Raw genomic sequence first — 11,467 nt, 5'->3', positions numbered from 1 at the left:
CCGGAGTTCATCGCCAAGGCTGTACGGGAGTGGATCGTAGCCGTCGGCGCAAAGACAGCGTTCATCGAACCTGGAAGCCCTTGGGAGAACGGCTACTGCGAGAGCTTCAACTCGAAGCTCCGCGACGAACTGCTTGACGGTGAGATCTTCTACAGCCTCGCCGAGGCCAAGATCATCATCGAAGCCTGGCGGCGNTACTACAACACCNAGAGGCCACACTCGTCGCTTGGATACAAGCCACCGGCACCCGAGGCCATCATCTGGCCTGCGCCAGCAAGCGGAGCAGCACCGTCATCTGCCCGGGCAATAGCCCCAAGGCCGANCATGAACTAAGATTGAAACCGGACCACCCTATGGGGTCAGGCCACGCTGACCTTCCGCTCGCGTGGCTCATCGACGCAAAAAGTTATCGATCGAGCCTTCGCCCGCGCTGGTCTTGCTCCCAGGCCCCGCCTGATCGCTGACACTCGTGACGCGGTCTATGAAGCCGTCAGTCTCGGCATCGGCGTCGGCTTCATGTGGCGCCTCGGCACCCACCGCGCCGATGCAGTTCGGCGTTTGCAAGTGCCGAACATTGGAAGCGGTTCCGAGGAAATAGTCTTCGCCCTTGCCGAGGAGCGCAACCCGCTCACAGACATGTTCTTTCTGGCCGCCGAGTCCTATACTCGACGCCTGCAGGAGCAGATACTGCCATAATTGGACGCTTGTCCCTGCCAAACAACCAGAGATTGCCACCCTGTAAAGATTCCGCGGAATCCGCCTTCCGACCTCGCAAGAAATTTTTCAGCAGGCGGGACCGGATGACCCTGTCATCGCGAACAACTTGGCCCGCGACCTCCTTGGGAAGAGTTCAACCTCAACACGCCGGAAATTCCTCACACCACATTTGGCGGGTGAATCTGCAAGCCACTTTCACAGTTCCTTCACACATCGTCAGAACAGCCGTCATCAAAGTGTGTTACGGCGCGGTGCGATGGGCACCTTTGGCCCGAGCAAGATGGGACTGTAATGCAAATTTTTGAGGGACAGCCGGCTCGGTCCGGCAGCGACGGTGAGATTTCGTGAGCGGGTTCAAGGCGATACTTTTCGACTGTGACGGCGTCGTGCTCGATAGCGAGGGCATGGGGTGCGGGTCGCTGGGGATGGCAGTGACCGAGGCTGGCCGGCCGATGTCGCTACACGAGGCGCGCGATACCTTCTCCGGAAACTCGGCTAATGACACACGTAGCTGGATGGCCGCGGAGGGGTTTGATGCAGATTCCCTTTTCAAGCGGGCGGACGAGATCCTGTTTGAGATGTTTGAGCGGGACGTGCCGCTGATGCCGGGCATCGAACACGTGTTGCGCGACTTTTCCCTGAAGAAGGCGATCTGCTCGAACTCGTCGATCAAGAGACTGGACCTGTCAGTCGCGCGCACATCGGTTGCGGCATTCTTCGCGGGGTACATCTACTCGGCCGAGCATGTGGCAGAGGCAAAGCCTGCGCCGGATATCGCGCTCCATGCTTGCGCGGCACTTGGGGTTTTACCAGGCGAAGCGATCTTCATTGACGATAATGTCGCCGGCATTGCCTGCGCACGGGCTGCCGGATGCCTGGCAGTCGGCTTCATCGGGCATTCGGATGACCGGGAAAACCACGACAGGACGCTTCTTGCGGCCGGTGCCGATCATGTCGTCTACGGCATGGGCGAGTTCCATGCGCTGCTGCGCACGCTGACCAGCGACAAGCGGGAGGTCGCGTAACGTCCGATCTCCGCTCGGTGCGGCGATGCCCATCGGTGAAGGCAATATCAGCTGGCACGCTGTGTTTCGCGCGCTCGGCGAACTGACCTCAAAGCCGCGTCTGATCCTCGAACTGCGCGACAAGGCAGGAATATTGACGTCCGTCGAATGGTTGCGAGAACGTAATCTCGCCCGCTGATCTGAAGCGAACCCATTAAAAAAGCCCGGTCGCAAAACCGGCTTTTTTGTTGGGAGCTTTTAGATTTCGAGGAGCTTTGCCAGCGCACCGTGGTCGATGAGGCGCTCGGCCATCTCGATCATCGGCTGCAGCGGATAGTGCGCTGCGTTGCCGCGAAGGGTGCGAATATGGTCGATGGCAGACGCCAGCGTTGGCCACTGATCCGGAGCCGTCAGGTGCATGTAAAGGCCAAGCACGGTGACCGAACGCGAACGCCCGCCGCGGCAATTCACCAGCACATTGCCATAACGATGCGCAGGATAGTGTGGCTTGCCGGGGCTCGCCTGATTGAGAAGACCATGCAAGGTGAGCACTGCACCGGCAAGGTACGATGCCGGATTGCCGTTGCCATCGATGAGGCCAACATTGGCGCGGCGGACATGGGTGCCGTCGGCAAGCTGCATTGCCGGCACGATGATGTTGACCGACACGTTCAGCGTCGAGGTGATGTTGAGCGCCAGTAGGGTATCTGCATCACAAGCCGCCGCCTGATTGCCAACATAGAGCATGGTCTTGCGGCCATCGGCGTGGGTGACTTCGTGCACCGGAACGGCAACGGACTTCTCGTTTTCAGCGACTTCGAGGTCGCTTTCCTGCATGTGGATCATATTACTTCCTTGGAGGGGCGCTTAGAGCGCGAGAGGGGATGAAAGAGAGAGCCGAGCACCAAGCCCGGCAGCCAGATGCGGCGCATCAGCGATCGCGCCGAAGGCCGGCAGGACACGCTCGGCGGCGACGGCATCAGCGAGCCAAAGGTTGCAGCCGCGCGGTGGATGCACGTTCCAGGGCATGCGCGAGGCGCGCTTCTGTTGCAGCAAGCTATCGCCAAGCGAGTTTGCAGCGACGTGACCGGTGAGGATGAAGTGACGGCCTTCTTGCTGCACCAGAGATGGCAGAATGCTTTCGCGATGATCTGCTTCCACAACGACGATCAGGCTTTCGGCATCCGCTTCAACGGAACGGCCAAGGCGCGGCATCAGCTGCGTCAGAGCTTCGCGCGTTGCATCGCTGACATGGCCTTCGCGTTCGCTAGCCAGCATGCGGATTTCGCTCTCAACCACAGGGCAGACGGCGACCTTTCGGCCAGCTTCGGTGAGACGGAGCGCAAGTTCAGTCCCGCGCCCCATCTGGGGGACAGGGAGGACCGCACCCGCTGGTGCATCCCTTGCCAGATCATCAATCTGCTCGGCCAAGGTCTGCGGGCGATCGCAATAGCTGACGTCGGTGATGACCGTTGCAGCTTTCGGCGGTGTATCGAAGGCGAGGATCGTGGTCTCACGGCTCCAGTCGCCCATGTAGAGAATGCCGCCATTGTCTGGAGCATGCAGCCAAAGACCGCCAATCGCGTGACCCGACCTTCCGACCGTGAACGGAATCCCGAGGATCTCGACCGCGCCGACGAGCGGCAGCACATGGCACGCTGCGTCGGGCAGGTTGATGCCTTGCGGCACGAGCCCTCTGAACGTGGCGGCGCTGGCGTAGACCGGAGGAGAGCCCAGGCTCTCCCAAAGGTCCATGGAACCGACATGATCACCATGTGCATGCGACAGGAAGATCGCGTCGATGCAGCCAAGCTTGGTCGCATCGGGGCGCACGCCTGGCTCCGGACCTTCACCGAGGTCGAGCAGAATGCGCTTGCCGCGAAGTTCGAGAACGAAGGCGGCCGGCAGCTTGCCATTTAGACCACTGACACTGGTCAGAACTGCCATGGCAGGACCCTTTCCGGCAGGTAGCGCGAGAAAATGCTGGTGATGAGCATGATCGCAAGGATGCCGAGAACCATGAGGCAGCCCACCGCCGCGGCGAGCGTCGATGCACCACCGTCTTCGAGGAAGATGATCATCGGGCCAAGCGTGCGTGCCGACGACGAGATCAGCATGATCGAAGTCTGGATCTCGTTGATTGCGCTCATGAATACGAGGATGGCACTTGCGGTTGCCGCAGGCGCGACAAGCGGGAAGATGATCTCGACCATGCGTCGGCCCCAGCTTGCACCAGCGACCTGCGCTGCTTCTTCAAGATTGCGATCAATCTGCTGGTAGCCGGAGAGAACCGGACGCAGGGCGAGCGCGAAGAAGCCAGCGACATAGGCGACGAGGATGATCCAGGCGGTGCCGTAGAGGGAGACGTCGAAGATTGGCAGCGGGCGCAGGAAGATCAGGATCAACGCTACACCCAGCGACACGCCCGGCAGTGCATAGGCAGCATCCGTGCAGAATTGCAGAACGCGCACTAGTGGGCCCTTGCGCCAGGTCAGGAAGTAGCCAAGCAGGACGGCGATCACGGTCAGGATCACGACACTGACAGACGTCAGCCACAGCGATGTCTTCAGCGCGTCACGCAGGATCGGCTGATTGAACAACGCTGCCGTGTAATTCTTGAGCGTGAAGGTTTCCGCCGAAAGCGACAGGCCAAAGGCCGGAACCAGCGACGTTTGCAGGAGAGCCGATAGCGGCAGGAGCAGCGAGACGATCATGTAGCCCCACAGGAGGATCATGACCGGCCATGTGTAGACGCCGAGCGCGACCGTCAGCCGATTGGTGCCAAGATCAATCCGGGTATCGGCGCGACTTGCAGCCCAGTTGGCCATCAGAACGGCGGTGACGGTCAGAGCGACGAGCACGATCGACAGCATTGCCATGTTTGGCAGGGCAGACGGGCCGATATTGTTCACCTGCTGATAGATCTGAGTCATCAGCGTCGGGACGCGACCCGGAATGCCCAGCATGGCCTGAATACCGAAATTGCCGATGGCAGAGACGAAGGAGAGGCTCGCCGCAGCGAGAATGCCGCCACGCGCCAGAGGCAAGAGGACGGTGAAGACAGTGCGTGCAGGGCTCGCACCAGCCGCACGTGCAGCCTCAGCGAGGTTAAGCGGCAAACGGCGAAGGCTTGCCTGGAGGGACAGGTAGACCAGCGGCGCATTGTAGACGCCAAGCAGGAGAACCACGCCCGTCATGGAATAGAGCGGATGCCTGCTGCCGGGCTCCATCGCCATTCCCAGCATGCCAAGCACCGGGCTCGACGGGGAGAAGGCCTGAATCCACGCCATGGCAGTTACCTGCGGCGGGATCATGAGCGGCAGGACGAAGGCGAATACGAGAGCCGACTTGTGCTTCAGGTCGGTGAAGACCATCACGACCGCAAACACGACACCGATGACCAGCGAAGCGATGGTCGACAAGGTCGCGATGATCAGCGTGTTGACGAGTGCGGCGCTGGTCTGCGGTCGCGAAAACAGCTTGGTCAGGCGCTCGACCGCAAAGCCATCGCCATCAAACAGCGCCGAAATGGCGAGGCGGACAAGCGGCGCGACGGCAATTGTGCCGACCAGAAGCGTGAGAAGCACGAGGACAGCATTCTGTCCGGTGAACCGGGAGAAGATTGACAGCGCCACCTCTCGGCGGCGCTGTGCAGGCATATGAGCAAGTGATGGCAAGGGATTAACCGCCAAAGATATCGATGAACTTCGCGCGCTCGGCTTCGTCTGCAGCAACGGCTGCGTCTGCGTCGAGAGGCATCAGCTTGATTTCAGACAGCGACGGCATTCCCACTGGAGCGGCAACGCCTTCGAGAACCGGGATGTAGCCCTGCGAGGCAGCCAGCTCCTGACCTTCCTTCGACAGAATGAAGGCAACGAACGCCTTTGCGGCTTCAACCTTCTCGGTGCCCTTCACGATCGCAACCGGCTCGGCGAAGTAGCTTGCGCCCTCTTCCGGGTAGACGAACTCGACCGGCGAACCGGCACGCTTGGCGCGAAGAACGTCGGCGTCGATGTTGATCGCGTACTTCATCTGGCCGCCGGCGACCGACTTCAGCACTGGCCCGTTGCCGCCTTCAGGCGCGATGTCGAGCTCGGCCAGACGCTCGTAATAGGCCCAGCCCAGCTTTTCGTCCTGAAGCACCGAGTGCATGTGAACGAGTGCAGCGCCCGAATAGAGCGGGCTCGGAGCCGCGATCTGACCGGCATTTTCGTCAACAAGAAGCTCGGCATAGCTCGAAACCGGCTTTGCGTTCTGCGTGTTGTAGACGATGCCGTTAGCCGACAGCTTGGTGCCGAAGAAGGTGAAGTCCTTGTCGTAGACTTGGGGGTCGATACCCTCGACCGGCGCTTCCGGCCATGCCAGAAGCGTGCCGTCGCGCTTAAGCATGCCCAGATTGATCGGGTCAGCGATCAGCAGGACGTCTGCCTTGATGCCGCCAGCTTCGCGCTCCGCACTCATGATGTTCATCAGCTGCGAGGTGCCGTTGCGGGTCCACTCGACCTTGATGTCCGGGTGCTTGGCCTGGAAAGCGTCGACGGTCTGTTGTGCGATTTCCGGCGACTGAGACGTGTAAAGCATCAACGTGGTTTCCGCGTGAAGCGCGGACGAACCAAGCAGAAGCGCGAAGACGGTGGAGGTGATCAGACGCATTGGAGCACTTTCTTTTGGTCTGTGGTGGAGGATTGATTGGTTTTGGTTGATCCGAACGGCGCGCCCTGACCTTCCGGCAGTAGCCAAAGGTCATCGAATGCGACGCGGGCGTCGTCGCCGGGTTCGGGAAGCGATCCGCCACGGTCAGGGAGATCGATCGTGTAGGTCAGCGACTGATCGGCGTAAGGGCGCATCTCGAGCGACCAGTGGCCGCCGCGGTAGACACGACTGGTGATCACGACATCGAGACCATTCTGTTCGTGGTCAGCACACAGGCGCAGATTGCCTGGATGGCAGGTGGCAATTGCAAATGGCACAGGCCCTTGCGGTGGCGTGGCTCGCATGGTGACCTCGACCCCCAGCAGCGTGGCGCGCACGCGCCCGGCATATTCGGGGCGGACGTTTTCGACCGGGAACAGGAGCCCATCGCCGATGAAGGTCGCAACCGTTGCATTGGCCGGCTCGCGATAGAGCTGACGCGGGGACGCGCATTGAAGGATGCGCCCCTTGTCCATCACCGCCACGCGATCGGCGAGCGCCATCGCTTCCGACTGGTCATGGGTGATGTAGACAAGCGTTGCGCCGCTTTCGCGGTGGAAGCGCCGGAACTCTTCCTCCATCGTTGCGCGCAGACGTACATCGAGATTGGCTAGAGGCTCGTCGAGAAGAACAAGATTGTTTCGCGCGGCGAGACAGCGCGCGAGTGCAACGCGCTGGCGCTGACCACCCGACAGATCAGCCGGGCGACGGTCGGCGAAACGTGTCAGATCGACGGTTTCGAGAGCCTCACGAACCCGCTGGTCGCGCTCAGCGCGCGGCAGCCCCGCCACCTTGAGCGCATAGCCGACGTTCTGCGCAACCGACATATGCGGCCAGAGAGCATAGTTCTGGAAGACGATGCCAAGGCCGCGTTTTTCCGGCGGTACCATCACGCTGCGCGACGCAACCGTGCGGTCACCTAGCTGGACCTCCCCCTCGGTAGGCGTTTCAAAACCGGCGAGCAGACGCAGGAGCGTCGTCTTTCCGCAGCCCGAAGGCCCCAACACCGCAAGAAACTCACCCGCCTTGATATTCAGGCTGACATCCCGAAGAACAGGCGTCTTGCCGTAGGCTTTGCTGACATTCAGCAGGCTTGCGCTCGTCATAAAATTCACCCGGATCGTTTGTCTGGGTGAGGAAATGACGGCCGATCATGACAGCCGATTTACGGTTTTATTGAAGTTTTGCGACAGTCCCCAAAACCGGCAGAACGAGAACCGCAACGAAGCCGGCCGGCCGATTGGCAAGCTCGATCCTGCCCCCCACGGCAGCAGCTATGTCGTGCGCAATGGCAAGGCCTATGCCGGTGCCGGTACCAGTTTCATCAAGCCGCTTGCCGCGCTCGACGATGGTCTTGAGCTGATGATCGGGAACGCCGGGGCCGTCATCCGCCACGCTGAGGCGGATTTGGCGGTCGTGCTCGACAGCGTCGATCCTCACCTCGCCCCGCGCATGATGCAACGCGTTCTCGGCCAATGCGCCCAACGCCTCAGCCATGTCTGCGGGATCGATTACTGCCTGCAAGCCAGTTGGCACGTCAATGACCCACTCCAGCTCGGCACCACGCGGCGTGCGATGCAGGACCGAAACGATCTGGTCCACCACCTTTTTCACATTGGCCGACTTGTTCTTGGCTTGTATCGACACGCGCGAACGCACCAACTCGCGTTCGACATGCGCTTGCATCGCGCTGGCTATTTCTTCGATCGAGTTCGCGGACGCCGTCTCGTCGCGTTCGCGCAGTCGACCAGCCTCGCCCAATAGCGCCTGAAGCGGGGTCTTTAATCCATGCGCGAGATCAGCCGCGCGGAACCGTGCGCGCTCGATATCGGCTTCGCGCATCTTCAAGAGCTCATCGATTTCACTTGCGAGCGGCTGCACCTCGTTCGGCCATTCATCGCCCATGCGATCCGTTTCGCCTGCCCGCAAGGCGGCGATGCGTTGGCCAATGGCGCGCAACGGGCGAAGGCCAAAGATCAGCTGCGCCAGCTGGGCGCCGAGAAGCGTGATGGTGAGCAAGGCGAGATAGGGAGCGAGGTCTTTAGCAAACGCGTTGCGAGCCGCAACAAACTCGCCCGAATCCATCGCAACCGACGCCGTTACCATCCCCCCGTTCAGGGAGGGCGGCAGGGTGACGGACCTCGACACAGCCAGCAACTCCGCCCCGTCCGGTCCCTTTATCCGATGTATCTGCGCCTCGGCCTGCGGGACAGAAGATACGGGGATATCCAATGAACCGTCCCAGAGTGAACGCGAGCGCAGCACATTGTCCGCCGCGGCAAGCTGCCAATACAGCCCGCCATAGGGACGGTGGAAACGAGGATCGGTCGGCGGACTGCTGATGCCAAGCTGATTGTCTGGCTGCAATGTCAGCCCAGCCAGAACCTGCTCCAGCTGCAGTTCCATCTCGGCAACAGCGCGCCGCTCGACGTGCAAGGCAAAGAGCCCCGTCAGAGCCCAGGCGGCAAGGCCGAGAGCGACGATCGTGGCGATGGCCCCAAGGAGTGCCAGGCGCAGACGAAGCGACAGACGTCTCACTTGGTCACACCCGAAGCGTCATCGTCCCCGGCCAAGCTATAGCCAAAGCCGCGACGCGTCACGATGAATTGCGCGCCGAGCTTGCGCCGCAAACGCGCGATGATTGCCTCCAGCGCGTTGGCCTCCCGGTCATTGTCGACACCGTAGAGATGTTCGCGCAACTCAACCGGTGACACGGCGCGATCCTTGTGCGTGGCAAGATATGCCAAAGCGCGGTATTCCAGCCCCGTCAGGTTGATCGGCGCACCGCGTAGGGTCACCGACATGCGCACCGTATCGATCGACACGGCGCCGATTTCCTGAACTGAGGTTGCACGTCCGGCTGCCCGGCGCACCAGCGCCCTTGCGCGAGCGATGACTTCTTCCATGCGAAATGGTTTGGGCAGATAGTCGTCAGCGCCTGCGTCGATGCCTTCAACGCGCTCTTGCCACGTGCCCCGCGCAGACAGGATGAGGACCGGCGTTTCAAGCCCACCCGCACGCCACTTCTTCAAGACCGACAAGCCATCCATGCCGGGAAGTCCGAGGTCGAGCAGGATCAGGGCAAAATCTTCCGTATCACCCAGAAACCAGGCGTCTTCGCCATTCGATGCGGTATCAACAATGAACCCGGCCCCCGAGAGAGCCGCAGCAATGTCTGCAAGGATGCGTGCATCGTCCTCAACTACAAGAATACGCATCAGTCATCGATCTCGCGCTCGAGGATGCGCCCGCTCGCGGCATCAATCTTCATTTCGACGATCTGCCCGCCGCGGCCAATGATTTCGACCTCATAGACATAGCGGCCGTCATCTTCATCGAGTGAGACATCGATGACGCGGCCCGGCGTATCACGCGCTGCGACTTCAAGAATACGGTTCAATGTCAGGATCGCCCCCCGCTCGACCGCTGCGCGCGCGCGATCATGATCGTCGTCGTCCGCGAGTGCGGGCGCGGCGAGGGCAAGCATCACAACGGGGCACAGCCATCGAAACATCCCTCTTTCTCTATCGAATTGAACCTGACAGCAAGCTGACAAAACCCGTCAGGATGCTGTCAGCGACGATCTGCCAAAACCTCAGGCAAGCAGCTGAACGGTTTGGCTGCCCCGAAACGAAGGGTTTTACGATGAAAACTGCACTGATCACCGTCTCCGCCGCACTCCTGCTCACGTCCGCCGCCAGCGCCCAGGCACCGTCCGTTGCCGGATCCTCCAACGACTGGATGAGCGTCAGCGCCCTGTCATCCCAGCTCGAAGCGCAAGGTTATACCGTCCTCGAAGTCGACCGCGACGATGGCCGCTACGAAGTCGAGATGCGCGACACGAACGGGGTCAAGTACGAAGCCAAGATCAACCGCATCACCGGCGAAATCATCGAGCGCGAGCGTGAGGACGACTGAGGGGTGCGAGCAACCAGTGCGGCCCAAGCTGGCCGCACTGTCAACACCCTGCCTCGCAAGCACGAGTAACGCACCGGGAATGGCAGCCAATGCATCGCATCCTGACATTTCGAGGTTGCCGGCCAGCGGTATTCCGATTGGAGGGCCTGCACCTGCCGGTGGTGTGGGAAGGCGATGGTCGGCATCCGGCGAGTAACGAGCGGACATATCTCAGGCAGTGGGACTCGGCGCGGTGCATAACCGAGTCCCTAGAAACCTAGAGTTCCATACCAATGGCCCGACGGATCGCTATCTGCACCGGAGACGGTGGTAGAGCCGGATCAAACTCACCTTTCGGCAGGAGTGCGGGTTGGGCCATGAAACGAGGCCTGGTGCCGCGGTGCGGTTGTGCTGAGTGGACGAGGAAGGGGTGGCAGAGATAAACCGTCCCAGCCTCCCCAGTGGCCAGCACTTCTTCGCAACCCGCGGTCGAAGCGAAGCCATCAGCGGCCAGTTCGCCAAGCGTGAGGCCGTCCTCTCCGGCCGGGAGCAACTGCCTCGCAATTGCGCGGTGCGAACCTTTCCTGACTTTCGTCGGAGCATCCAGTTCCCCGACATCGGAGAAAAGGAACAGCATAAGCAGGGCGCGGCCCCTGCTCTTGACGTTGACCCGCCACTGCATGAAGTCGGGGTTATCGGTACCAAAGTTGGCATCAACGTGCCATCCCACATCCCCGGGCTCGTCAGGGGACGGGAAGCGCACCGGGAAGGTGCCCAAGCCGTTGGGCTTCAACCAGCGGCCCTTGCCGACCAGGGCATTGAACCGCGCCGGGATTGCCGGAGGCTCCCCCTCTTGAGAGTAAGGAGCCATCATGACGAAACGGAACGGCAATACCTATTCACCTGAAGTGCGCGAGCGCGCGGTTCGAATGGTTCTGGAACATCGAGGCGAGTATGCTTCGGAATGGGAAGCGATCAATTCGATCGCCTCGAAGATCGGCTGCACCGGCGAGACGCTTCGCGGTTGGGTGCGCCGTGCTGAGCGCGATGCAGGCATGCGCCCTGGGCCGACGAGCGCGGAGCTGTCGCGGATCAAGGAGCTTGAACGGGAGGTTCGCGAGCTTCGTCAGGCCAATGAGATCCTGCGCAAGGCGTCG

Annotated in this window: 14 protein-coding genes and 1 pseudogene; 5 read left to right on the top strand and 10 right to left on the bottom strand. The window is 61.2% G+C overall.

Annotated elements, in window-relative coordinates; genetic code table 11:
* A partial coding sequence (locus L630_RS0119650) for an integrase core domain-containing protein (protein ID WP_024849901.1) occupies nucleotides 1-333 on the top strand: 333 nt, incomplete at its 5' end.
* 57 nt (nucleotides 334-390) lie between these two features.
* On the opposite strand, the gene L630_RS23495 is transcribed toward L630_RS0119650, so the two are convergent.
* The gene (locus L630_RS23495) at nucleotides 391-735 is read right to left on the bottom strand and encodes a hypothetical protein (protein WP_245263816.1); all 345 of its coding nucleotides are present in this window, start codon (nucleotides 733-735) and stop codon (nucleotides 391-393) included.
* Between the two features lie 326 nt (nucleotides 736-1,061).
* Between L630_RS23495 and L630_RS0119640 the strand changes: the two genes are divergently transcribed.
* Together L630_RS0119640 and L630_RS23015 are read left to right on the top strand one after the other, a co-directional pair.
* Nucleotides 1,062-1,742: an HAD-IA family hydrolase gene (locus tag L630_RS0119640; protein WP_024849899.1), complete on the top strand. Its 681-nt coding sequence runs from the start codon at nucleotides 1,062-1,064 to the stop codon at nucleotides 1,740-1,742.
* Nucleotides 1,743-1,773: 31 nt separating this feature from the next.
* Nucleotides 1,774-1,920, top strand: a pseudogene (locus tag L630_RS23015) (sugar phosphate isomerase/epimerase); the annotation flags it as partial.
* 59 nt (nucleotides 1,921-1,979) lie between these two features.
* Here L630_RS23015 and L630_RS0119630 read toward each other — a convergent pair.
* From L630_RS0119630 to L630_RS0119595, 8 genes are all read right to left on the bottom strand, one after another.
* Nucleotides 1,980-2,567, bottom strand: a complete 588-nt coding sequence (locus L630_RS0119630; protein ID WP_024849898.1) for a hypothetical protein — start codon at nucleotides 2,565-2,567, stop codon at nucleotides 1,980-1,982.
* A 21-nt stretch (nucleotides 2,568-2,588) separates the two neighbouring features.
* Complete coding sequence (locus L630_RS0119625) at nucleotides 2,589-3,668, bottom strand: MBL fold metallo-hydrolase (RefSeq protein WP_024849897.1); 1,080 nt, start codon at nucleotides 3,666-3,668, stop codon at nucleotides 2,589-2,591.
* On the bottom strand, nucleotides 3,656-5,308 hold the full coding sequence (locus L630_RS0119620; protein WP_245263814.1) for an iron ABC transporter permease: 1,653 nt from the start codon (nucleotides 5,306-5,308) through the stop codon (nucleotides 3,656-3,658). Before L630_RS0119620 ends, L630_RS0119625 begins: the two co-directional genes overlap by 13 nt.
* A 94-nt stretch (nucleotides 5,309-5,402) precedes the next feature.
* Nucleotides 5,403-6,374 (bottom strand): ABC transporter substrate-binding protein, encoded by a 972-nt coding sequence (locus L630_RS0119615; RefSeq protein ID WP_024849895.1) that lies wholly within the window; start codon nucleotides 6,372-6,374, stop codon nucleotides 5,403-5,405.
* Entirely contained in the window at nucleotides 6,365-7,519 is a 1,155-nt protein-coding gene (locus L630_RS0119610) for an ABC transporter ATP-binding protein (RefSeq protein WP_024849894.1), read from the bottom strand. The genes L630_RS0119615 and L630_RS0119610 overlap by 10 nt, the downstream gene beginning before the upstream one ends.
* A gap of 67 nt (nucleotides 7,520-7,586) precedes the next feature.
* Nucleotides 7,587-8,951 (bottom strand): HAMP domain-containing sensor histidine kinase, encoded by a 1,365-nt coding sequence (locus L630_RS0119605; RefSeq protein WP_024849893.1) that lies wholly within the window; start codon nucleotides 8,949-8,951, stop codon nucleotides 7,587-7,589.
* A complete protein-coding gene (locus L630_RS0119600) occupies nucleotides 8,948-9,631 on the bottom strand; it encodes a response regulator transcription factor (protein WP_024849892.1) in 684 nt (227 codons plus the stop codon). The genes L630_RS0119605 and L630_RS0119600 overlap by 4 nt, the downstream gene beginning before the upstream one ends.
* Nucleotides 9,631-9,927 (bottom strand): PepSY domain-containing protein, encoded by a 297-nt coding sequence (locus L630_RS0119595; RefSeq protein WP_024849891.1) that lies wholly within the window; start codon nucleotides 9,925-9,927, stop codon nucleotides 9,631-9,633. Before L630_RS0119595 ends, L630_RS0119600 begins: the two co-directional genes overlap by 1 nt.
* Nucleotides 9,928-10,058: 131 nt before the next feature.
* Between L630_RS0119595 and L630_RS23255 the strand changes: the two genes are divergently transcribed.
* Entirely contained in the window at nucleotides 10,059-10,331 is a 273-nt protein-coding gene (locus tag L630_RS23255; protein WP_024849890.1) for a PepSY domain-containing protein, read from the top strand.
* A 256-nt stretch (nucleotides 10,332-10,587) separates the two neighbouring features.
* Here L630_RS23255 and L630_RS0119585 read toward each other — a convergent pair whose 3' ends face one another.
* Nucleotides 10,588-11,184 carry a phytanoyl-CoA dioxygenase family protein gene (locus tag L630_RS0119585; protein ID WP_024849889.1) on the bottom strand — a complete coding sequence of 199 codons (597 nt, stop codon included), beginning with the start codon at nucleotides 11,182-11,184 and terminating at the stop codon, nucleotides 10,588-10,590.
* Here L630_RS0119585 and L630_RS0119580 point away from each other — a divergent pair.
* A partial coding sequence (locus tag L630_RS0119580; RefSeq protein ID WP_024849888.1) for a transposase occupies nucleotides 11,183-11,467 on the top strand: 285 nt, incomplete at its 3' end. The two genes, L630_RS0119585 and L630_RS0119580, sit on opposite strands and share 2 nt — an antisense overlap.

The sequence above is a fragment of the Aminobacter sp. J41 genome (assembly GCF_000526635.1).
GTDB lineage: Bacteria > Pseudomonadota > Alphaproteobacteria > Rhizobiales > Rhizobiaceae > Aerobium.
The sequence above is the reverse complement of the archived record's forward strand: the minus strand, read 5'-3'. Positions and strand labels throughout refer to the sequence as shown.

What these genes read in the sequence shown, in the direction of transcription:
- L630_RS0119630 (WP_024849898.1), bottom strand. Translation starts at nt 2,567, where the DNA reads ATGATCCACATGCAGGAAAGCGACCTCGAAGTCGCTGAAAACGAGAAG.
- L630_RS0119625 (WP_024849897.1), bottom strand. Translation starts at nt 3,668, where the DNA reads ATGGCAGTTCTGACCAGTGTCAGTGGTCTAAATGGCAAGCTGCCGGCC.
- L630_RS0119615 (WP_024849895.1), bottom strand. Translation starts at nt 6,374, where the DNA reads ATGCGTCTGATCACCTCCACCGTCTTCGCGCTTCTGCTTGGTTCGTCC.
- L630_RS0119610 (WP_024849894.1), bottom strand. Translation starts at nt 7,519, where the DNA reads ATGACGAGCGCAAGCCTGCTGAATGTCAGCAAAGCCTACGGCAAGACG.
- L630_RS0119600 (WP_024849892.1), bottom strand. Translation starts at nt 9,631, where the DNA reads ATGCGTATTCTTGTAGTTGAGGACGATGCACGCATCCTTGCAGACATT.
- L630_RS0119595 (WP_024849891.1), bottom strand. Translation starts at nt 9,927, where the DNA reads ATGTTTCGATGGCTGTGCCCCGTTGTGATGCTTGCCCTCGCCGCGCCC.
- L630_RS23255 (WP_024849890.1), top strand. Translation starts at nt 10,059, where the DNA reads ATGAAAACTGCACTGATCACCGTCTCCGCCGCACTCCTGCTCACGTCC.
- L630_RS0119585 (WP_024849889.1), bottom strand. Translation starts at nt 11,184, where the DNA reads ATGATGGCTCCTTACTCTCAAGAGGGGGAGCCTCCGGCAATCCCGGCG.